Raw genomic sequence first — 20,856 nt, forward strand, 5'->3', positions numbered from 1 at the left:
GCAAAAAACCTCCCGGTAACGGGAGGTTCCGAAAAGTCGGGGCAAAGCCCCTTCTGGCCGGTTAGCATGTGGATGGCTCAGAGCTTCTCCACATTGAAGTACTGCGCTTCAGGGTGGGCAAAGACCATCGCCGAGACCGAAGCCTCCGGCTCCATCATGAAGCCCTCGGTAAGCTGCACGCCGATATCCTCAGGCTTCATGAGCTTGAATAACGGCCCCTGATCCTCCAGATCCGGACAGGCCGGGTAGCCGAAGGATACACGGATGCCCTGGTAACGCGCGCCATGTCTTTGCTTCATAGTCATATCTGCCGGGTCCGGGAATCCCCAGGTATCGCGCATCATATGATGGACACGTTCAGCCAGACCCTCTGCGACTTCAAGAGCGACTGCCTGCAGAGCATGGGAACGGAGATAATCTCCTTTATCCTTAAGTTCAGTCGATAATTCACGGACACCATGTCCCGCAGTAACCACCAGGAAGCCAACATAATCCATAACTCCGCTCTCCACTGGCTTCAGGAAATCAGCAAGGCAGAGATACGGCTCCACATTCTGGCGCGGGAAGGTGAAGGTATGCAGCACCTTAGCCTTATCCTGCGGATCATAGATCAGAATGTCATTCCCGCGTGACTGGGCCGGGAAGAACTGGTACATCGCATGCGGGACGATCGTGCCTTCGAGCATCGCCTGATGCAGAATATCGTCAACGGTCTCTTTCAATTCTACCGTACGCGGGTCCCGCGCTGCCAATTGCGCCTCTACAGAGCCGCGCAGACCGAGATGATGGCCGAGCAGCATCTGCATATTCACATAAGGAATCACATGTCCCAGCGGATAATTCCGCAGGACATGACGCTCCAGATCAGGCGGGATGAACACCGGGGCATCAGCCGAGATTTTGGAGCGGACTGCGCGCGTAAGCTCGGGAAGCGGCGCTTGCGGAGCGACAGCTACGGCAGCCTCAGCCTCCTCGCGGACCTCCTCCTCAATCTTCACCCGCTCCAGCGGATTCATCAGCCGGTTGGCGATATCCAGACCGTCCATGGCATCCTTGGCATATAAGACGAGCCCGTCATACTCCGGACGGATTCGGGTCTTGGTGAATTTGCGGGTCAGTGCCGCACCGCCCACCATAATCGGCACATCAATACCGGCCGACCGAAGATCCTGCGCAGTCAGCACCATCTGCTGCGCCGACTTCACCAGCAGTCCCGACAAGCCGATGGCGTCAGCCTTTTCCTTGCGGAAGGCTTCAATAATATTCTCTGGCGGAACCTTGATCCCCAGATTGACGATCTCATAACCGTTGTTGGAGAGAATAATCTCGACCAGGTTTTTACCGATATCATGCACATCACCCTTGACGGTCGCAAGCATGATTCTCCCCTTAACCGAGGTCTCATCCTTCTGCATGAACTGCTCCAGATGGCTTACAGAGGCCTTCATGACCTCCGCACTCTGGAGTACCTCTGCCACGATTAATTCATTGTTATTGAACAGCCGTCCTACTTCAGACATCCCCGCCATCAGCGGTCCATTAATGATCTCCAGCGGAGGTGAGGTCTTCAGCGCTTCATCCAGATCCGGAATCAGCCCCTCCTTAGTGCCTTCTACCACATAGGAAGCTAAGCGCTCCTCCAGAGAGAGATTGGAGATCTTCTCCTTCTTCTCCACCTTTTTGCCGCGAAAAGCCGCCACGAACGCAGACAAGGTATCGTCATTCGTATTATAGATCAGCTCTTCTGCAAGCTTGCGCTCCTCTTCAGGGATCGATGCGTACCGCTCCACCTTCTCGGTGTTCACAATGGCATAATCCAGACCGGCCTTGGTGCACTCGTACAGGAATACCGAATTGAGCACCTCGCGGCCGGCTTCCGGCAGACCGAAGGAGACATTACTAATACCGAGAATCGTGTGAACAGCAGGCATGGCCTCCTTGATCAGACGGATGCCGTCAATCGTCTCTTTGGCGGAGCCGATATACTGCTCATCTCCGGTTCCTACAGGGAACACCAGGGTATCGAAGATCAGATCCTCGGGAGCCAGACCGTATTTGTTGACCAGCAGATCGTAGGAACGTCTGGCCACCTCCAGCTTGTCCGAAGCCAGGATAGCCTGGCCGGTCTCGTCGATGGTGCCTACAACAATCGCTGCCCCGTATTTATGAATCAAAGGCGTAACATGCTCGAATTTCTCTTCACCATCTTCAAGGTTAATGGAGTTAATGATCGCTTTACCCTGACAATACTGCAAGGCCAGATCAATGACCTTCGGGTCCGTCGTATCGATCATTAACGGCACCTTGACCTTCTTCACCACCAGCTCCAGGAACCGCATGATGTCTTCCGTCTCATCCCGGTCCGGGTCCTGCACGCAGACATCAATAACCTGTGCGCCGCTCTTCACCTGGGCACGGGCTATCTCCGAAGCTTCCTCATATTTCCCCTCGACGATTAGACGCTTGAACTTCCGGGAACCGAGGACATTGGTCCGTTCACCGACCATATACGGACGGTTCTCACTCTCCACGTACACCGGCTCTATCCCTGACAAGGCCGGAGGATGCTGGCCGTCAAGCTTACGCGGCGGGTAAGCCGCCATCACTTCAGCCATCGCCCGGATATGATCAGGAGTCGTTCCGCAGCAGCCGCCGGCAATGTTCAGCCAGCCCTTCTCCGCGAAGCCGCCCAGCTTACGGGCCAGGGAATCCGGGGATTCATGATAATTCCCGTTCTCATCCGGCAGACCTGCGTTCGGGTAACAGCTGACGGCCGCTGAAGAGATAGCGGACAGAGAACGAATATGATCCCGCATGAACTCAGGTCCAGTAGCACAGTTCAGTCCGATGGACACCGGCTTCAGATGCTCCAGCGAAATATAGAAGGCTTCTATATTCTGACCGGCAAGTGTAGTTCCCATAGGTTCAATCGTTCCTGAAATCATCACCGGCAGCGTAATTCCGCTCTTCTCGAAGGCGTTACGGATACCAATGCTTCCAGCCTTCACGTTCAGGGTATCCTGGGATGTCTCCAGGAGCAGCGCGTCCACCTTGCCGTCGATCAGGGCAACCGCCTGTTCTTCATAGCTGTCTATAAGCTCCTTGAAGGTGACTCCCCCGGTGACAGAGAGCGTCTTGGTGGTTGGTCCCATAGCTCCTACCACATAACGCGGGCGCTGCGGTGTATCATATTTATCAGCGGCATTACGTGCAAGTCTGGCGGCCGCAAGGTTAATCTCCCTTGCACGGTCCTGAATATCATATTCGGCAAGCACCACTGAGGTGGCACCGAAGGTGTTCGTCTCGATCAGATCTGCACCGGCCTCCAGGTATTTCTCATGAATGTCCTGAATAACCTCCGGCCGGGTCAGCACCAGCATTTCATTACAGCCATCCAGGTCATCCCCGCCGAAATCCTCGCCGGTGAGCGGCACCTGTTGAATCATGGTACCCATAGCTCCATCCAGTATCAATATGCGCTGCTGCAAGCTCTCAGCAAGTGTGTATTTGGCCACTTTCCATCCCCCCAGTGAAACATTAGAGTAATTTTAGCAGAATAAAGGGATTTCGGAAAGCCTTCCTTTCCACCCTGCATTATTTGTATTTCCATTGATTTCATTTCTATTACGGCGCTACCACAAGTTTCTTGCTTGGCATGGAATGCTGCGTTCGGGCAGTCACATGTGAAGTGACACTGAATTCGCCCGCCTCTTCAAAGGTATGTTCCCCGACATAAGCCCCTTCTCCCGCACTTTCACCCTTGATTTCAACCTTCTTGGTCTTATCGGCTACCTCGTTGACTTCAAACATTACTTCTCGGGCGTCATCCACCGGTTCACCGTCCTGTGTCACCACAGCCTTGAAGCTAACTGCCTTACCTGCGGTTACTTCCTCCGGGGTCCAGCTCAGCTCCACCTTAATCGGTGACATGGAGGAATTGGCCGCAGCATGCATCTGCATCTCATCTTCCTTATTCCCCGAGCATCCGGCTAGCGTCATCCCCATTATAATGCATATAAGTCCCCTGCGTATCCTTGGCTTCATCATCTGAAGTCCTCCCGGTTCATAGGTAGATTCTTTTCATCTACGAACATATCCATTCTATATTACAATGAAAGTCAGATCGCTACTCTTCTTATTATACACATTTTATTCAATTTGCCTTAAAGAAGCTGCATGATTCACTCGTGAACATGAGAATAGTCATATCTTTGATTGTGAGCACTTGGGTGGACGCTCCGCGAACGGACCGTTGTTCCAATCGCTGTGCTCTCCAGATTTTTTTCATTCCCCTATGCGGTGAAAATCCGGAGACTGCTGATGCTTCCGAAGCGAGCTTTCCTGCGGAAAGCTTTCAGGCGAACGCTATCGCTTTTCCACAATCGTTCCGTTCTCTCCGCTGTTTAAGCGGGGTACGAAAATACTTTTAAAATAAAAAAACAAAGAGCAACAATTCTCCAGTGACGGGAGGACCGTTGCTCTTTGACCTTTTACAATTTTAAAAACACAGATGTTTCAATTATAAGGAGTCTACCAGCGGCAGAAGCTCTAAAAGATGGCTGATCTGGTAATCCGGCGTAATCTCCGGGTCCGAGGCTTTGCTATTGCGGTTGATCCAGACCGTGGTCAGTCCGGCAGACAAGCCCCCAAGAATATCTGTCGTAAGCTTATCGCCCACCATTATACCTTGTTCCGGTGCAATATCCAGCAGTCCGAGCGCATGCTCGAAGATTCCCTTGTCCGGCTTGCCTTTGCCGAAGCTTCCCGAAATCACAATGTGGTCAAAATACGGGGTAAGCTCCGGCACACCATCCAGCTTCTCCTGCTGAAGGGCCGGGCAGCCGTTCGTCAGAAGCAGCAGCTTCACCTTACCGCGCAGCTCGTCCAGCACCTGAAGCGTCTCCTCATAGATATAAGGACGGCTGCGGCGCTCTGCGGCGAACTTGTCAGCCAGCTGTGCAGCCAGTGCTTCATCCTCTACCCCGAGTGAGGCCAGGCCACGGCGCCAGGATTCCTTACGGTAGACAGGGGCAAGCTGTTCAAGTTGACGGAACTCAGGCTGCTCACCGGCAGTGAAGTTCGCCCACAGCGCTTCATACGGGTTAATACCGATCAGCTTCGTGAACGGATACGTCTCATAGGATTCGTACAGTGTACGGGCTTCCCTGCGTACAGCAGCTTCCAGCTCCCCGGGATCAACGGAATCTCCAGCAGCCTCACAAGCATGGCGGAAAGCTTCTTCCACACTGCGGTCATCCCACAGCAGAGTATCGTCAAGGTCAAATAGTACGGCGGTAATCGGCATTTGTTCTCCCACTCCCTATATGCTGGTCTGTCTTCCTATTCGTGCACGACCTCAATGTTGTTGTTCTTGGCGAACTGCTCCAGGCGTTCCCCCATCGCAGCGGTGTCATAACGGTTAATCAGCTTGGAGAAAATCCACTGCTTGCGCTTACCCTTATACTTAATGGTAACTACACTGCGCGATAAAGTGATCTTCTCAATATCCGCCGCAGCCAGGAAGCGTTCGCGGTTGTATTTAATAGTAGAGATACGCGCACGCTCAACCTTAAGGAACGGACGGCGGAAGAACAGCAGCGCAGCGAGCAGGAAGTACAGCACTACACCCAGCCAGTTGGCCAGAATCCCGCTTCCTTTGGCTTCGTCAATCGAGCCGACCACCCAGAACATGATACCGAGCAGCATCAGTACAACGGGGAATACGATATTGCGGCCTTTGAAAATATCGATGCTTTTAGCGGCAGTCTTAGTGCTGGAAGTGTAAATGGAGTCCTTCCCCTGCTTCTTTCTTTGCTGGTTAATTTGCTTCGTGTTGCGTTGAACCATTCTTTCCCAAGAACGGGCCATGTAAGTTCCCCCTAGTCATCCTGTATTATCTATGAAAAGGCAACAGGCTAATGCTTAAGTCCGTTATTGCCTTCTTCATGCTCCGGATTGTCCACAATTTCGATGGTATCAAGCTGGGCCCGAAAGTTAGTGCGGATATTCCCCAGGTACATCTCGCGGAGCTTGGCACGTTCAGCCAGTTCCTCGTCATTCAGGCCGCCGTTCTTAGCTTTGCGTGCCAATTCATTGATGCGTGCGACCAATTCGTCAATATTCAATACGTTTCCCTCCCTCTAAATTCATTTTAACTTTGCCATGAGAAAAAGAGCTTGTCAAGGTCTACCCCCTGAAAGCTCTCACAGTCGATCATTAGTCTGACATATTCCTTCAGTATAAAGGTAAAGTCAGAATATCTCCGGCCTTAATGCCGCTGTTCTCCAAATGATTCGTCTTCATTATTCCTTCTATATATACGGCAGTCTTCATGTCCTCAGGCTTGTTGCTTAACGCAATACTCCATAAGGTATCTCCGCGTTCGACTACGATCCGCTTATCCGGCTTCATCGACGAGACCGAACCGGCAAAAACATTCCCCACCACAGTGAATCCCGAAATAACAAGCATCAGCACCAGAACCAGCTTCATCAGGCTGACCTGACGGAATAGTGATGAGAGCGCAGCGAGACTATGAAGAATCCCGTCCTTGATCTTGGTTACATAACTATGAGCAGTTGGATTACCGGGAGCGGACACCTTGATATCCTCATTATTGTAGATACTGTTGTATGTACTATACTTTAACATGATCATCATCCTCCAAACACATGTTCTTGCTTTCGAAAATAATATAACACGAACATGTGTTTCGATCAATAGTTTTTTCGGAACATTTGTTCTCTTTATTTTCATTCTCTTATTTTCCTCATTTTAGAACTTATGTTTGTACGAACGGAAGTTCTATGTTATAATTTTCCCAAACATAGTATATGGGGTTGATACCGATGTCAAAGATTTCTAGTCGTCAGCTGGCGATCCTGGAATTTATACGTAATGAAGTCCGCAGCAAGGGTTATCCTCCGTCCGTCCGCGAGATTGGCGAGGCTGTCGGCCTGGCCTCCAGCTCTACCGTGCATGGTCACTTGGACCGGCTTGAGAAGAAGGGCCTGATCCGGCGTGATCCAACGAAGCCACGTGCCATTGAATTACTCGGCCAGGAAGATTCAGAGAATGTGCATCAATTTGTCCAGACCGTTACCCGCATCCCGGTCGTGGGTAAGGTTACAGCTGGTGTTCCTATTACAGCTACAGAGAATATTGAGGATTACTTCCCATTGCCTGCTCATTATGTAGGCGATAACAAGGTATTTATGCTATCTGTTCTTGGTGACAGTATGGTGGATGCCGGAATTATGAACGGGGATTATGTCATCGTGCGCCAGCAGCAGACTGCCGACAACGGCGATATTGTTGTAGCGATGACCGAAGAAGATGAAGCAACTGTCAAGACCTTCTACAAGGAACGGGATCATATCAGGCTGCAGCCGGAGAATCCGGCGTACGAGCCTCTCCGCCTCAACCGCGTTACGATTTTGGGCCGGGTCATCGGATTATTCCGCGATATCCACTAATCTACTCCCCGCTTAAGAACAGGCTGCTCCGCACCATGCGAAGCAGCCTGTTTTATGTTCATTTTACTTCGTGTAGTGGCCAAAAAACTGAATGCAAACATTTGTTCGCATTCGGCTTTTTGGCCATTTTTTCTGCGAACCGCTGTCTAGCTCCGCACATATCCTGTTACAAAGGAGTGCTGATCTGTATGCCCAATTACCGAATTATCGTCGATCTGTCACAGCGCATGCTGTACCTGCTGGATAATGACGTTGTCACCAGAGGCTTCCCTGTCGGCATCGGCAAAATGTTAACCGTCTCGCCTGTAGGCGAATACACCATCATTAACAAACAGCCCAATCCGGGCGGTCCGTTCGGTGCCTTCTGGATGGGACTGTCCAAGCCGCATTACGGCATCCACGGAACCAATGACCCATCCTCCATCGGCCACATGGTCTCACACGGCTGTATTCGTATGTATAACGCAGATGTTCTGGCTCTAGCCGCCCTCGTTCCCATAGGTACCCGTGTCACCATCCGGGAATAGGAACGTCGCAAAAACCCTTGAGACGCCAGATTGCGTCCCAAGGGTTTTTGTGATTCATATGAATTAGAGCGGATACAGACTACAGCACACTTCTCAACAGACGGATAGCCACCGTATTCAAACGGATGGCCTCGCGGATCGATTCTCTGGCTGCCAGCAGTTCTCTTCTGGCCCGCGAACCTCTAGGCACTCTGCGCAGATTCTCATTGATTTCTTCCAGTCTCTCCAGCAGAATTGCCCGCTGTGTCAGCAGGACATTAATGGCTCTGCGAATCCGATTACGTTCTCTTTGGCTCATCTTTACACCTCTTTTACACTTGGATAGTATAAGAGATGCCAAAAATGGCTCCAAAGATTGTGTGATTCGGCAGTAATGTTAGTTAGAGCTGCAGGTAGTGGGCAGCGAATCTGCTTACTTTTTGTTCAATCGTACCCGGAATTCAAATTCATCGCGTCTATAAGTCATTCCGGCCAGCACAATGTACTCCGGTGTCCATTTCTGTACAGGTCCGGCATAATCAGCAATCACATGCGGTTTGCCATCAACCAGCTGAACGACGTAGACCTGTACCTGTGCCAGTGCGGCAGCGAATAGATCAGCATCACTGGACAGTACTTTATAAGCCGTATTCAACTTCGTTCCTCCTTGTTCCACAACCATATTAAAGATTCCGTCTCGAATCTATTCAATTATACCGGGTCATGGAACAATATGTAAACCATATTTACAGCTTAATAAACAGGATTTTGAACAATCCGATATACTTCTTCGTGGCCCCGCCATCCCGGGTAAAAAAATTGGTATTCTTAAGGTCCGGTACACTGAATACAGAAAACAAAATGTAGTTATCCCTCACGGTCAAAGACTCAATTACAGGCTGGGCCACCTGCTTGGTAATTCCGTCGCCTATTTCCTGACCGAGCGTATTTTCCAGATTCTTTACAGAATATTCACTGAATGCTTCCTTTCCCGGATTCGTAACCGCCATCACAATCAGAACAAGGATAAGGACCAGTAACGACTTACCGCCCGATCTCCTGCGGACTTTGCGTGCAGGGCTTGGCGTATCATAACGCGAATTCATTCTTTTCCCCCTCTACTACAAAATATATAGTATCTCTAGCAACATGACACCCAGCGGATTAAATATCATCCGGTACACGAACAGCATCCCACCTGTAATTCCACTGCCCCCGACATCAATGCTGCTCCAATCCCACAACGGCAGAGCCGGCGCATCCAGCCCATATTGCTCCATAAGCCTTGCTTGGGTCTCCGCTGGCACAGCCGCTCCTTCCGCCCCAGCCACCGAACAGGTTAGCGCCAGGACGAGCATCAGCGAAAGCATAATCTTATATGTATTCTTCATCATCCGCTCCCATAACTCCCACTAGGATTCTCTTCTGGTTAAGTATATAGGAGATGGAATAGTATGTAAAAGGTCTATTAGTCTAGTCCCAAGTGCAGAACATACTTCTCTTGCTCTCGCCCCGGCCAAGAATACGAGATTCCTACTATTAATCCTGGAAATTTCAGTGTTGCATACACATTCTGTGACGTTTACAATAAATTTGCGAGGGTGAGAACCTCTTGCGTTTTTCTTTTCGGCCTCTCCCCTACACTAAAACTTGGGAGAGGTTTTTATTTAGGAGGTAAATATATGAATGGAAATAAAGTTATCATCATTCTTCTGTCTATATCCATACTGGGTGTACTGCTTTACTTTGGAATAGCTTATGGACTGCTATGGTATGCCTTCCGGTCCTCGGTTCCCATTGAAGAATAATCTAAGAAACCTGGGAGGAAACGTTGAATGGATTTTCGCTTAAGGCTTGACGGTGCGTTAGACGAAATTTATGAACCTCTATGGAAGTTAAGGATTCAGCTCTCTGATCTAGAAAAAGCACTACTCCGAAGCAAGCGGGTGCGGCGTCTTCATTATATTCGGCATGGCGGAGCTTCATTCATCAATACCCACCATACCTTCAGCCGCTTACAACATACATTAGGTGTATTTGCGCTTACAGTGCATTTTGAGCCGGATAACCGTACGTTGCGGGCAGCAGCATTGCTGCATGATATCGGACATGCGCCGTTCAGTCATACGCTGGAATCCCTTCCCGGTGCGGATCATCATAAATGGACCCGGGAGGCTTTGTTGTCAGAGGAGATCGTTGACATCCTGTCTCATGCGAGTATTCGCGCAACAGAGGTTATGGACTATATCGATGGCTCAAAGCGAAGCGTGTTGAGGAACAAGGACGGGGTTCTTCATGCTGATCATCTGGACTCCTTGGTCAGAAGTGCTTTTATCGGCGGTTATCTGACTATATCTGCTGGTGAACTTTTAGAAGCGGTGAGCTATAGAAATGGGAGTCTCCAGTTCCCACTGGAAGCCGGCGAGCGTGTCACCGAGCTCATATGGGAAGAAGCCCGTATGCAAGCTTCCCCGGCTAACATCGGCGTAAACGCGATCATGAGGAAGCTGGCTGGCCGCTTAGTAGATGCAAATGAACTTGAAACCACTAAGTTGCCGTTTATGACGGATACGCATATCGAGCAGTTGCTTCATAATAATCCAGACACCCAGGAAGAGTATGAACAGTTGCTCATGGAATCATGGCGGATTAGCGTGTCGCAGCATAAGCCTGCTTTTCCAGCGGAAACGGCCGTTTTGAGTAAGCTCTATCTCGCAATGCCGCTCATCCAAGGCGTTCTGATCACCGAATATTCGCCAGAGATCCTCGCTACGATCAACCAACTTACAGAGCAGCTAGGCACATACTACGTTTGGTGGGAGTAAGCGCTTTTTTATAAACATACTTCGGAATAACTTATACACTAATGTAACAGATCTTCCGCCCTCCCCCGTTTGACTTTGAACAATAATCTTAGAACTTCACCATCTAAGTAATGTCAACATGTTAAGATTACTTATAATCAGAAAGCACCTCCAAAATATATATTTCATGAGATAAACTTATAGAATCGTGATATTATTTGGAGGTGTACTTATGCGAAATATAGATTATACAAACTATTATTGGCAGGATGATGAAATTAGATTGCGTTCAATAGAGGCTGAGGATTGGGAAGTTATATATTTAACTGCATTCGATACCCCTGCCCGTCGTTTACTGGAATGTACTATTGAATTGCCGCCTACAATCTCGGGTGCGAAGAAATTCGTTGAAGAGAACGTTGAATTTACATCCACTAATGGCCGAATCATGTTTACTATTGAAAATATGAACGGTGAAACGGTAGGTGGTATTAATCTAAACAGCATTGACGAGAGGAATGGTACTTTCAGCATAGGTATTGTAATTGATCATCCCTATCGAGGTAAGGGTTACGGTACCAGGGCAGTGCACATGCTCTTAAAATATGCATTTTTCGAGCGTAGACTTAATAAATTTAATGATTATGTTCTGGACGGAAATAAGGCATCGGCTGCTATGCTTAGAAAAGTAGGATGCGTTCAAGAAGGAGTCCGACGTCAAATCTTCTATATCAATGGTAAATATCATGATTCTATGTTGTTTGGTTTAACAAAGAATGAATATAGGGCTCTTCTTCATGAGGATCACCAAAATATATAATCATGCATTAACCTAATCAGAGACGTTCAGTTCCATATACCAACAGCAGTCCGGGATTTATTTCTCGGTAAAAGAAAGCTGTTGGTTTTTTATATTAGAGTTTTTGAGGTGATCATTTGAAGAAATACAACAGATCTGAAAAAGTCATTATTGGAGTGCTGCTTGGTATGACTGCTGTGCTAGCTTTAGGAAGCCTGTTCTTTTGGTATGTCTTCAACACAATATAAAATAATCTCCACGCTGCCGCCAAATGTATTCGGTTTTTCACATACATTGGGCCTGGTCGTCTCCGTGACACCCATTGTATTCGGTTTTTCGCATACATTTGGCCCTCATGTCCTCGCCACTGTCCAATGTATTCGGTTTTTCATATATATTTTGCCTTGTCGCCCCCCGGCGATCCATTGTATTCGGTTTTCCGCATACATCTTGGCCCCCACATACGTAAGAGCACTAGATCCACGCGCAGATGTAGGGGCTGCTTGTATCCTAGTAAAGCGTCATGTACTGATCTCTTTCATTTTTTACGATTATTTTTAATTATCCTATAGATTTCCATTTTATGGATTGAGCTTTCATTTATCTATTTTTGATAGTTTTGTCTGTTGTAGCATTAGCTTGCCTACCTGGTACCTCTTTCGCAGATAATGCCCAAGCCTCTTTCTCAAAACAAAAGCTATAACCATAATGGGCGACGTATTTAATAGTCGGGATACGTACTTATTAAGTTCCGTCGAAACGTACACATTTAATTATGATAAAAGTGATGGAAGCTTTTTGAGATTTTATTTGGTAGACAAAAACCACAAAGGAACGAAAATAATAATATATTCGCCTAATGGTTCGGTTTATTTTAATGGGCATACTACGGCAAGTAACGGTTATCAAGTTTACAAAGAAGGACCTGCCAGGCCAGCAGGAGTCTATACCATTAAAGTTTCATCAGATAATGGAGGTACTGGATTCGTTATCAATACGGAGTCGCAGCTAGAGCTTATTCATGATAATGGATAAAAGCCTGCAGACCACTTAAGGTGGCGGTCCCCCTGTTACGGGACAGGGATCACAACATCTTGCAAGTTCAAACAGCCAGTCGCCGGAAATCCACCGGTGACTGGCTATTTAGATTCTCCTAAATCCGAATTAACCCAAGAGTTCTCCACCGCTCCTATCCCCGCAAAAAGAGGCAGTGGCTCCAATTCCCCTCTAATTTGCAGGGGCTTGGTGGGGATTGAACAATTTTCGAGGAGAGGTTGGTTAACCCGCCCCTTTATTGAAGTGTAGTAATTACGTCCACTCCATATTGATCCCAGGAACATATTCTGTTATATGTCAAATCAATAGGAGGCAGCTACTATGTCTTGCCCGAAGCATCGAAAAGTAATTGTCGTAAAACTGCACCCGGGTCAAAAAGCGATTATCGTTTGTAAGCATAAAAAACGCCGGCGGCATTGCTAAGATGAATTACAAGGGGCTGTTCCAAAAGCCATGAAATGGCTACTGGGACAGTCCTTTATTTTGGAGTAGAACATCGTTAAAAACAAAAAGAAATCCTCCCGCGTCCACATATAAAAAAGCCCCCAGCGCGTATAGCGCCGGGGGCTGCTGTATCCTAGTACAATGTCATGTACTGATCTCTTTCCCATTCGTGGACCTGGGTGCGGTAGATATCCCATTCGATTTCCTTCAGCTCGTAGAAGTGGGCCAGGGCGTGTTCGCCGAGGGCTTCTGTGATCACGTGGCTGCGGATCATTTCGTTCAGGGCTTCCTTCAGATCGGCTGGCAGACTTGGGATGCCTTCTTCGATCCGCTCTTCTTCGGACATCACATAGATGTTACGGTCGATAGGAGCCGGAAGATCCAGCTGACGCTTGATTCCATCCAGACCTGCCTTCAGCATAACAGCGAGTGCAAGGTAAGGGTTAGCCGCAGGGTCCGGGTTACGAACTTCAACGCGTGTGCTGAGTCCTCTCGAAGCCGGAATACGGATCATCGGGCTACGGTTACTTGCAGACCAGGCTACATAACAAGGGGCTTCATAACCAGGCACCAGACGTTTGTAAGAGTTGACCGTCGGGTTAGTGATCGCTGCAAAAGCACGTGCGTGCTTCAGAATCCCCGCCATGTAATAACGGGCAGTCTTGCTTAGGCCCAGCTTATCGCTCTCATCGTAGAACATATTCTCTTTGCCTTTGAACAGGGATTGGTGAGCGTGCATACCAGATCCGTTCATACCGAACAGCGGCTTAGGCATAAAGGTTGCATGCAGGCCGTGATGGCGGGCTACCGTCTTCACGACAAGCTTGAAGGTCTGAATCTGATCCGCTGCCTTGATGGCATCGGCATATTTGAAGTCAATTTCATGCTGGCCGGAAGCCACTTCGTGGTGGGAGGCTTCAATTTCAAAGCCCATCTCTTCCAGTGTCAATACGATTTCGCGGCGGCAGTTCTCCCCAAGATCCATTGGCGCCAGATCGAAATATCCACCCTGGTCATTCAGCTCGGTTGTCGGATTGCCCTTCTCGTCTGTTCTGAACAGGAAGAATTCCGGCTCCGGTCCGACATTCATAGCTGTGAAGCCCATTTCTTCCGCTTCCTGCAGACAACGCTTGAGGATACCACGCGGGTCTCCGGCAAACGGTGTGCCATCCGGCATGTACACATCACAAATCAGACGTGCCACACGGCTGTCAGTCACCCAAGGGAAGATAACCCAGGTGCTCAGGTCCGGATACAGATACATATCGGATTCTTCAATCCGCACATAACCTTCGATGGACGAGCCATCGAACATCATTTTATTGTCGAGTGCTTTTTCAAGCTGGCTTACCGGAATCTCAACATTCTTGATCGTTCCCAGCAAATCGGTGAATTGCAGGCGAATAAACCGGACGTTCTCGTCCTTGGAAATACGCAGAATATCCTCTTTAGTAAAGCTCACGTTACCCTCTCCCTTTCAACAGCTCTATATTATTTATTAAAAAACCGGGATAGCTCACCTTGAATTAGAGACACTTGTCCCGGTCTTTTACCGGAAACCAGCTCCTGCTTCAGCAGACGGTGAAGCTGCGAATCAGACAACTCTCTACGTCTCACCTCTGTGTCAGGGGTAATAACCGTAGCTTCTTCAGATTCCTTCGAGACAGGATTCATCACCTGCTTAATGCCGGCAATATTAACACCCTTCTCAATCAACGCCTTGATCTCAAGCAGACGTTCCACATCATTAAAAGAGAACAAACGCTGGTTGCCGGAGGTACGCGCAGGTACGATCAGGCTGTGCTGCTCATAATAACGAATTTGTCTGGCGGATAGATCTGTTAACTTCATTACGATTCCAATCGGAAATAATGCCATATTTCTGCGGATTTCATCACCCATGACTCATCCAACCTTCCAATGATCTTTTTCTCATCTCATTGTACATTTCCTTATATGGCGTGTCAATGGTATGTGAGTTTTTCTCACAAGATTTCTTTCACCCATTGTGAGATTAACAGATCAAAGTGTCCGATGCATGGGATTTGGTTCCCCGAAGTATATCACAAAGAGCAATCCGCAGGCAAAATCCGCCCACATAACAGGGCTTTAGTTCCGATGACGAAATAGGTGCTTTGCGGGGGCCTTAAAGGCTTACTGTACATGTTTCATGGCATGTCACGCTTCAACGACCCATTCCCCTTCTCCAGCCGGAGTCTCGAATCCGTTCAGGAAACGGGTCAGAATCTCCTCGGTAATGGTGAATGCCGCATTGGCATCCATCCGCTCGCTTCTTAACAGGAGCCGCCGCCGTAGCTCTTCAAGCTGTACCTTGAGGAAGATCACAGCCCATTTCCCGCCATACTCCCCGATCAGATGCTTGTAATCATCCCGGCGCTGCCGCTGCCAGAAGCTGAAATCCACCACCACATGACGCTTCGCCTGAACCAGCTGCACCAGCTCTTTGCGCAGCTTGCGTTCCGACTGTTCCTTCAAGGATTCGTACTCCTCCTCAGGATAATCTATCCCGTAGCGGCCATATGTACTCCAGATATCCTCATCGATGGACAGCCGGACGAACCCCTCATGCTCCAGCTTAAGCGCAAAAGTCGTTTTGCCCGAACCCGCTACTCCGCACATCATGACGACTAGTGGAGCCTTGTCCGCACTCCTTTTCTGCAACAATCCCTCGATTGCTTCTGCTTCGTACATCGGCCTCTGCCTCCTATGTGTTCGAGAACTACAGCAGCTTGCGCTCCCTCATACTCTGCAAGGCCATTAACACGCCGTATTTGACATGAGAATAGGTTAATCCTCCCTGCATGTATCCGATATACGGTGCGCGGATGGGCGCGTCGGCTGACAGCTCCAGGCTTCCGCCCTGGATGAATGTCCCGGCAGCCATGATGACCGGATGCTCATACCCCGGCATGTCCCAAGGCTCAGGCACGACATGGCTGTCTACCGCTGCTGCGCGCTGGATACCTTGTACGAAGGCGATCAGATGCTCGGGTCCGTCAAAAGCCACCGCCTGGATCAGATCCGTACGCGGCTCATGCCAGGCAGGCTTGGTGATGAAGCCGCAGCGCTGAAACACCGCCGCAGCGAAAATACTGCCCTTCACGGCTTGTCCCACCGTGTGCGGGGCCATGAACAGGCCTTGATACAGGCCTCGCGTTGTGCCCAGCATCGCCCCTACCTCGCCGCCGATTCCTGGGGCTGTCAGGCGGTAGGCCGCCAGCTCCACCAGATCTGCGCGGCCGCAGATATAACCGCCGGTCTCAGCGATCCCGCCGCCGGGATTCTTGATCAGCGAACCGGCGACCAGATCAGCGCCAACCTGCGGCGGCTCCAGCGTCTCGGTGAATTCTCCGTAGCAGTTATCCACGAATACGATGACATCCGGCTTAATAGCTTTTACCCGTGCTGCCATCTCGCCAATCTCAGCGACCGTGAAGGACGAACGCCAGTCATAGCCGCGCGAACGCTGGATTCCGATCACCTTGGTCTTGTCATTTATCGCTAAGGCGACCTCATCCCAGTCAACCTTACCTTCTTCTGTCAGCGCAGTCTCCCGGTAGCCGATACCGAAATCCGCCAGCGAGCCTGTCCCGTCTCCTGGCTTGCCAACTACCTTGTGCAGCGTATCATAGGGACGTCCTGTAATGTACAGAAGCTCATCTCCGGGCCGCAGCACACCGAACAGAGCGGTAGATATGGTATGAGTTCCTGAAGCGAAATGCGGTCTGACCAGCGCCGCTTCTGCACCGAATACTTCGGCATAGACCAAATCCAGCACCTCACGCCCCCGGTCGTTGTAAGCATATCCGGTAGAGCCCGCGAAGTGAAAATCACTCACATGCTGGCGCTGAAAGGCTTCGATCACCTTCCACTGATTATGATCCACAATCCGGTCAAGCGCCTTGACCGCACCTTCGATTTCTAGCTCTGCAGCTTCCGCTGCCTGTAATAAATCCTCTGCAAATCCTGCCATGTTCCCTTCATCTCTCCTAACATTGTGTATAATAAGGCCTCGCTTCTGCATCAGGCAAAACCCGCACAGCAAAGCCTGCCTGGATCAATCTCCAAAGCAGACTGTTGCAATGCGTTGATATAGATGCTTCCTCTCTCACCAGCCAAGTCAGTTTCAAACGGTTCAGCTGAGCAATTATTGCGGCTCCACGAATTCAGCCAGCTTATAGCTCCATTTATCGTAGTCCTCTTTATTCAGTCTCACGTTATAGAGTACATCGCTTCCGTCATAATCCTGTTCAAGCACCTCGCCCACCCGGTAGAGCAGAGAGGACAGATCCCCGCGGTCACCGGGAATGCGGAAGATCAGAGTATCCCCGGCCAGCTGATCGTTGATGATCTCCGTGATCCGTGAGAGGTCCTCCTCATTAAAAGCACTGATCTTTAGGAAGCCTTCACCGGTCGGGAGCATCTCCAGCTGCTCCGGCTGACACAGATCGATTTTGTTGAACAATACGATCTGCGGCTTGCCTGCCGCGCCCAGATCCTGCAGAATCGTCTGAACGACCTCCATCTGCTCCTCACGCATCGGAGAAGAGGAATCCACCACATGCAGCACCAGATTGGCTTCATTGACTTCCTCCAGCGTAGCGCGGAAGGAGGCTACTAGATCATGCGGCAGATTCTGAATGAAGCCGACGGTGTCCGTAAGCACGACCTCCTTGCTGCCCGGAAGCTGAAGCACACGCGAAGTCGGGTCAAGGGTAGCGAACAATTGGTTCTCGATGTACACATCGGCATCGGTCAGCTGCTTCAGCAGCGTGGATTTGCCCGCGTTGGTATAGCCTACCAGTGCCACCTGAACCGCACCGCTCTTGCGGCGGTGTTCACGGTGCAGCTCACGGGTCTTGACCACCTCATCCAGCTGGCGCTTCAGCTCTGTAATCCGCTCACGGATATGCCGGCGGTCCGTCTCCAGCTTGCTCTCTCCGGGACCTCTCGTACCGATTCCGCCACCCTGACGCGACAGATTCTTGCCTTGCCCGGACAGGCGCGGCAGCAGATAAGACAGCTGGGCCAGCTCTACCTGGATGATCCCTTCCCTGGTCTTTGCCCGTCCAGCAAAGATATCGAGAATCAGCTGCGTACGGTCAATGATTTTGAGATCCAGCGCCTCTTCCAGATTACGCACCTGCGCCCCGGACAGCTCCTGATCGAAGATCGCGGTATTCGCGCCAAGCCCGTCAGCGGCCATCCGAAGCTCCTCCACCTTGCCTTTACCGATAAACCACCTGGAATCCGGGGTCTCCTTATTCTGCCGCAGTACATCCAGAACCTCTACCCCGGCGGTCTCTGCTAATTGTACCAGTTCCTGAAGCGAGAGCTCAGGGTCAATCCCGGTACGTTTGATCTTGTCAGTCACCAGACTGACAAGAATCGCCCGGTCCTGCACTTCTGTCTCTGTGTCATGTGTTGTAGTTGCCATTCATTCCATGCTCCTCATCTATTCTTCCTGGACTATCCTTTGAAATCCTCGGTCCGCAGCGTCATCAGCTCCTGCTTGCCCGGACTTGTACTCTCATACTGGTTCAAGAGCCGCACAGCCTGTGCGCGTACCGCCTTCTCAATACTGTTGCGTACATATCTTGCATTGCTGAAAGCATGCAGACTCTCTGTCTTCTCCATAAGCAAATGCTGCTTGAGTCTGAGTATGGCCTGCGGCATCAAAATATAATCACGGTCCTTGGCCATCAGCTCGGCAATCTGCAGCAGCTGGTCGATGGTATAATCGGGAAATTCAACCTGGATCGGAAACCGCGAGGGCAGGCCCGGATTGCTCATCAGAAAATAGTCAATCTCGCCGGAATACCCGGCCAGAATCAGGACAAACTGGCTGCGGTGGTCCTCCATCGATTTGACCAGCGTGTCGATGGCCTCCTTGCCGAAATCCTTGTCTCCGCCGCGGGCCAGACTGTAAGCTTCATCGATGAAGAGAATACCGCCGAGCGCTTTTTTCACCAGATCCCGCGTCTTCTGGGCAGTATGTCCGATATATTCGCCTACCAGATCTGCGCGCTCTACTTCAATCAGATGCCCTTTACTGAGCACACCCATCCGCTGGAACAGCTTCGCCACAATCCGTGCAACCGTGGTTTTGCCAGTCCCCGGATTGCCCTTGAATACCATATGGTAGGCCTGGCCTCCGGTGGCAAGTCCGGCTTCACTGCGCATCTGGGCCACCTGCAGCAGGGCATAGATCTCGAAGACCAGCTCTTTGATGTTATCCAGACCTACAAGTGCATCCAGCTCCCGGCTCAGCTCCTGGAACAGTCCGCTATGGCTGCCGGGCTTGGGAGCTGCCGTGCCGCCTGCGCTATCAGCCGGCAAGCCGGACACCGGGGCCGGAGCCTGATTATTCAGCACAATGTTAATCTGCCTGGACGGTCTGCGTTCTTCCCGTCCGCTGCTTGCCGCCGCTACATGTCCGTTCACCTAGTTCACCTCATTATACAGGTCTGACTTGCTCTAACCAGTCTATTCCAGTATAAAAGGCGTTATTAGCAGTTTTGGAAATTAGCAGATTTACAGCGACAGCTCCTGCAATTTCCATTTGGTGTAGGCCAGAATCTCGCGGGACTTATACTTAAGCATCGACATCACTTTAGACTCCGTGACGCCAAGCTCCGGGTTCTTATACCCCAGCTTACGCGCAGTCTCCAAGGCGCGGCGGCCATGAAAATCATGGGTAATCACGACAGCTGAAGACAATCCCTCCTGCTGCATGACTGTCTTGCTGAACAGCAGGTTCTCGTAAGTGCTGGTAGACTGGTCCTCCAGATAGATCACCTTGTCAGGTACTCCATGGGCAACCAGATACCTCTGCATGCCTTCGGCTTCCGTGTACTTATACTCCGGCTGATCCAGCCCTCCAGAGACAACAAAATGGCTGAATGCACCAGACTTATACAGCTCAAGCGCATAATCCAGCCGTTCCTTCAGCCCGGGGCTCGGTTCATCGCCCCACATCGACATCCCCAGAATAACTCCGGCGTCCGCCTTCACCATGGGCGAGGTGGTTGCTGCACTGTTAATTCTGTTAAAGACTACTCCGCACCAGATGAATCCGGCCACAATCAGTACCAGCAGCGAGACCAGCAGCACCCTCTTCGTGCGGTGGCGGCGCTTGCGCGACACTTTGCGGATCGGGGATGAACCCCGTTGGTAGACATACCAATCCATGATCTACTTCCTCCTAAATTCTCCGTGATGAAACAATTCGGCACGATGCTTCAGTGAAAGGGAGAAATACGGAAAGGCATGAGCGTCTATCGCACGCAGAATTGAATTGGCTGTTGACCAGGCTAACTGATAATCACTGTCCGTGATATCTTCCCGCTCCAGCGCTTCCTCCAGCTCATCCTCATCCAGCAGAAATACTTCACCATTCCACAGCACTACAACATCCAGATACAGATCGTCGAACCAGGGAACCCCTTGATCGGTCACGCCCTGGACCTTGCAGGTGTCAATGTACCACTGCACAATATTTTGCCGTTCATCAAACATGGCCGTCACAATATAGTGGCTGTCCTTGGGAAAATACTGCAGCCATGAATATCCCTTGTCCGCAATGCGGTATGTATGCCTGCCGTAACTCTTCCATAGCGGCTCCTTCAGCCCGTATATAGTGTAGAGTGTGATATAACCGCTGAACTCCCGGGTCTCCACATAGCGGCAGGCAAAATGGCGGCGGGTAATCCTGCGCCAGTTGGCCCGGTCTCCGAATTTACGTTTCATAT

General features: G+C 50.3%; 23 protein-coding genes. 5 read left to right on the top strand and 18 right to left on the bottom strand.

Annotated elements, in window-relative coordinates; all coding sequences use genetic code 11:
* Positions 1–77: 77 nt before the first annotated feature.
* The 6 genes from metH to NST26_RS17575 form a co-directional block, all read right to left on the bottom strand.
* Positions 78–3,455: a methionine synthase gene (gene metH, locus NST26_RS17550; protein ID WP_445323370.1), complete on the bottom strand. Its 3,378-nt coding sequence runs from the start codon at positions 3,453–3,455 to the stop codon at positions 78–80.
* A gap of 169 nt (positions 3,456–3,624) precedes the next feature.
* Positions 3,625–4,047, bottom strand: a complete 423-nt coding sequence (locus tag NST26_RS17555) for a FixH family protein (protein ID WP_340952356.1) — start codon at positions 4,045–4,047, stop codon at positions 3,625–3,627.
* A 472-nt stretch (positions 4,048–4,519) separates the two neighbouring features.
* Positions 4,520–5,305, bottom strand: coding sequence for an HAD family hydrolase (locus NST26_RS17560; RefSeq protein ID WP_340952353.1), 786 nt, complete (start codon positions 5,303–5,305; stop codon positions 4,520–4,522).
* Positions 5,306–5,340: 35 nt separating this feature from the next.
* Entirely contained in the window at positions 5,341–5,868 is a 528-nt protein-coding gene (locus tag NST26_RS17565; protein ID WP_036726420.1) for a hypothetical protein, read from the bottom strand.
* Positions 5,869–5,915: 47 nt separating this feature from the next.
* Positions 5,916–6,125: a DUF896 domain-containing protein gene (locus tag NST26_RS17570; protein WP_036726418.1), complete on the bottom strand. Its 210-nt coding sequence runs from the start codon at positions 6,123–6,125 to the stop codon at positions 5,916–5,918.
* A gap of 109 nt (positions 6,126–6,234) precedes the next feature.
* On the bottom strand, positions 6,235–6,651 hold the full coding sequence (locus NST26_RS17575; RefSeq protein ID WP_051478099.1) for a LysM peptidoglycan-binding domain-containing protein: 417 nt from the start codon (positions 6,649–6,651) through the stop codon (positions 6,235–6,237).
* A 197-nt stretch (positions 6,652–6,848) separates the two neighbouring features.
* Between NST26_RS17575 and lexA the strand changes: the two genes are divergently transcribed.
* Together lexA and NST26_RS17585 are read left to right on the top strand one after the other, a co-directional pair.
* Entirely contained in the window at positions 6,849–7,475 is a 627-nt protein-coding gene (gene lexA, locus NST26_RS17580) for a transcriptional repressor LexA (protein ID WP_036695466.1), read from the top strand.
* A gap of 188 nt (positions 7,476–7,663) precedes the next feature.
* A complete protein-coding gene (locus NST26_RS17585) occupies positions 7,664–8,002 on the top strand; it encodes a L,D-transpeptidase (protein ID WP_076079347.1) in 339 nt (112 codons plus the stop codon).
* A gap of 79 nt (positions 8,003–8,081) precedes the next feature.
* On the opposite strand, the gene NST26_RS17590 is transcribed toward NST26_RS17585, so the two are convergent.
* The 4 genes from NST26_RS17590 to NST26_RS17605 form a co-directional block, all read right to left on the bottom strand.
* Positions 8,082–8,300, bottom strand: a complete 219-nt coding sequence (locus tag NST26_RS17590; protein WP_036726416.1) for a hypothetical protein — start codon at positions 8,298–8,300, stop codon at positions 8,082–8,084.
* 114 nt (positions 8,301–8,414) lie between these two features.
* The gene (locus tag NST26_RS17595; protein ID WP_036695469.1) at positions 8,415–8,636 is read right to left on the bottom strand and encodes a hypothetical protein; all 222 of its coding nucleotides are present in this window, start codon (positions 8,634–8,636) and stop codon (positions 8,415–8,417) included.
* Between the two features lie 91 nt (positions 8,637–8,727).
* Complete coding sequence (locus NST26_RS17600; RefSeq protein WP_340952346.1) at positions 8,728–9,087, bottom strand: hypothetical protein; 360 nt, start codon at positions 9,085–9,087, stop codon at positions 8,728–8,730.
* Positions 9,088–9,102: 15 nt separating this feature from the next.
* Complete coding sequence (locus NST26_RS17605; protein ID WP_340952343.1) at positions 9,103–9,375, bottom strand: hypothetical protein; 273 nt, start codon at positions 9,373–9,375, stop codon at positions 9,103–9,105.
* Positions 9,376–9,663: 288 nt separating this feature from the next.
* Here NST26_RS17605 and NST26_RS17610 point away from each other — a divergent pair, with 288 nt between their 5' ends.
* From NST26_RS17610 to NST26_RS17620, 3 genes are all read left to right on the top strand, one after another.
* Positions 9,664–9,789 carry a hypothetical protein gene (locus NST26_RS17610; protein WP_340952340.1) on the top strand — a complete coding sequence of 42 codons (126 nt, stop codon included), beginning with the start codon at positions 9,664–9,666 and terminating at the stop codon, positions 9,787–9,789.
* A 27-nt stretch (positions 9,790–9,816) separates the two neighbouring features.
* The gene (locus NST26_RS17615) at positions 9,817–10,806 is read left to right on the top strand and encodes an HD domain-containing protein (protein WP_340952338.1); all 990 of its coding nucleotides are present in this window, start codon (positions 9,817–9,819) and stop codon (positions 10,804–10,806) included.
* Between the two features lie 211 nt (positions 10,807–11,017).
* Complete coding sequence (locus tag NST26_RS17620) at positions 11,018–11,605, top strand: GNAT family N-acetyltransferase (RefSeq protein WP_340952336.1); 588 nt, start codon at positions 11,018–11,020, stop codon at positions 11,603–11,605.
* Between the two features lie 1,612 nt (positions 11,606–13,217).
* Here the strand turns inward: NST26_RS17620 and glnA are convergent.
* From glnA to NST26_RS17660, 8 genes are all read right to left on the bottom strand, one after another.
* Positions 13,218–14,546: a type I glutamate--ammonia ligase gene (gene glnA / locus NST26_RS17625; RefSeq protein ID WP_036724635.1), complete on the bottom strand. Its 1,329-nt coding sequence runs from the start codon at positions 14,544–14,546 to the stop codon at positions 13,218–13,220.
* Between the two features lie 29 nt (positions 14,547–14,575).
* Complete coding sequence (locus NST26_RS17630) at positions 14,576–14,986, bottom strand: MerR family transcriptional regulator (protein ID WP_019910684.1); 411 nt, start codon at positions 14,984–14,986, stop codon at positions 14,576–14,578.
* A gap of 276 nt (positions 14,987–15,262) precedes the next feature.
* A complete protein-coding gene (locus NST26_RS17635) occupies positions 15,263–15,796 on the bottom strand; it encodes an AAA family ATPase (protein ID WP_339248919.1) in 534 nt (177 codons plus the stop codon).
* A 28-nt stretch (positions 15,797–15,824) separates the two neighbouring features.
* The gene (locus NST26_RS17640) at positions 15,825–17,078 is read right to left on the bottom strand and encodes a methionine gamma-lyase family protein (RefSeq protein ID WP_339248920.1); all 1,254 of its coding nucleotides are present in this window, start codon (positions 17,076–17,078) and stop codon (positions 15,825–15,827) included.
* A 174-nt stretch (positions 17,079–17,252) separates the two neighbouring features.
* Positions 17,253–18,542: a GTPase HflX gene (gene hflX, locus NST26_RS17645; RefSeq protein ID WP_339248922.1), complete on the bottom strand. Its 1,290-nt coding sequence runs from the start codon at positions 18,540–18,542 to the stop codon at positions 17,253–17,255.
* A gap of 32 nt (positions 18,543–18,574) precedes the next feature.
* Positions 18,575–19,549, bottom strand: a complete 975-nt coding sequence (locus tag NST26_RS17650) for an AAA family ATPase (protein WP_209880048.1) — start codon at positions 19,547–19,549, stop codon at positions 18,575–18,577.
* Positions 19,550–19,639: 90 nt separating this feature from the next.
* On the bottom strand, positions 19,640–20,296 hold the full coding sequence (locus NST26_RS17655) for a YdcF family protein (RefSeq protein ID WP_339248923.1): 657 nt from the start codon (positions 20,294–20,296) through the stop codon (positions 19,640–19,642).
* A gap of 3 nt (positions 20,297–20,299) precedes the next feature.
* Positions 20,300–20,854, bottom strand: a complete 555-nt coding sequence (locus NST26_RS17660) for a DUF402 domain-containing protein (RefSeq protein ID WP_036724625.1) — start codon at positions 20,852–20,854, stop codon at positions 20,300–20,302.
* Between the last annotated feature and the right edge of the window lie 2 nt (positions 20,855–20,856).

Origin of the sequence: Paenibacillus sp. FSL R7-0128 (assembly GCF_038002245.1) — a bacterium.
GTDB lineage: Bacteria > Bacillota > Bacilli > Paenibacillales > Paenibacillaceae > Paenibacillus_AQ > Paenibacillus_AQ silagei.

Coding starts and splice junctions, on each gene's coding strand:
- NST26_RS17635 (WP_339248919.1), bottom strand. CDS start 15,796: ATGTACGAAGCAGAAGCAATCGAGGGATTGTTGCAGAAAAGGAGTGCG.
- lexA (WP_036695466.1), top strand. CDS start 6,849: ATGTCAAAGATTTCTAGTCGTCAGCTGGCGATCCTGGAATTTATACGT.
- NST26_RS17600 (WP_340952346.1), bottom strand. CDS start 9,087: ATGAATTCGCGTTATGATACGCCAAGCCCTGCACGCAAAGTCCGCAGG.
- hflX (WP_339248922.1), bottom strand. CDS start 18,542: ATGGCAACTACAACACATGACACAGAGACAGAAGTGCAGGACCGGGCG.
- NST26_RS17605 (WP_340952343.1), bottom strand. CDS start 9,375: ATGATGAAGAATACATATAAGATTATGCTTTCGCTGATGCTCGTCCTG.
- NST26_RS17630 (WP_019910684.1), bottom strand. CDS start 14,986: ATGGGTGATGAAATCCGCAGAAATATGGCATTATTTCCGATTGGAATC.
- NST26_RS17585 (WP_076079347.1), top strand. CDS start 7,664: ATGCCCAATTACCGAATTATCGTCGATCTGTCACAGCGCATGCTGTAC.
- NST26_RS17655 (WP_339248923.1), bottom strand. CDS start 20,296: ATGGATTGGTATGTCTACCAACGGGGTTCATCCCCGATCCGCAAAGTG.
- NST26_RS17555 (WP_340952356.1), bottom strand. CDS start 4,047: ATGATGAAGCCAAGGATACGCAGGGGACTTATATGCATTATAATGGGG.
- NST26_RS17610 (WP_340952340.1), top strand. CDS start 9,664: ATGAATGGAAATAAAGTTATCATCATTCTTCTGTCTATATCCATACTG.
- NST26_RS17615 (WP_340952338.1), top strand. CDS start 9,817: ATGGATTTTCGCTTAAGGCTTGACGGTGCGTTAGACGAAATTTATGAA.
- NST26_RS17565 (WP_036726420.1), bottom strand. CDS start 5,868: ATGGCCCGTTCTTGGGAAAGAATGGTTCAACGCAACACGAAGCAAATT.
- NST26_RS17590 (WP_036726416.1), bottom strand. CDS start 8,300: ATGAGCCAAAGAGAACGTAATCGGATTCGCAGAGCCATTAATGTCCTG.
- metH (WP_445323370.1), bottom strand. CDS start 3,455: ATGGGTACCATGATTCAACAGGTGCCGCTCACCGGCGAGGATTTCGGC.
- NST26_RS17620 (WP_340952336.1), top strand. CDS start 11,018: ATGCGAAATATAGATTATACAAACTATTATTGGCAGGATGATGAAATT.
- NST26_RS17560 (WP_340952353.1), bottom strand. CDS start 5,305: ATGCCGATTACCGCCGTACTATTTGACCTTGACGATACTCTGCTGTGG.
- NST26_RS17660 (WP_036724625.1), bottom strand. CDS start 20,854: ATGAAACGTAAATTCGGAGACCGGGCCAACTGGCGCAGGATTACCCGC.
- NST26_RS17575 (WP_051478099.1), bottom strand. CDS start 6,651: ATGTTAAAGTATAGTACATACAACAGTATCTACAATAATGAGGATATC.
- NST26_RS17640 (WP_339248920.1), bottom strand. CDS start 17,078: ATGGCAGGATTTGCAGAGGATTTATTACAGGCAGCGGAAGCTGCAGAG.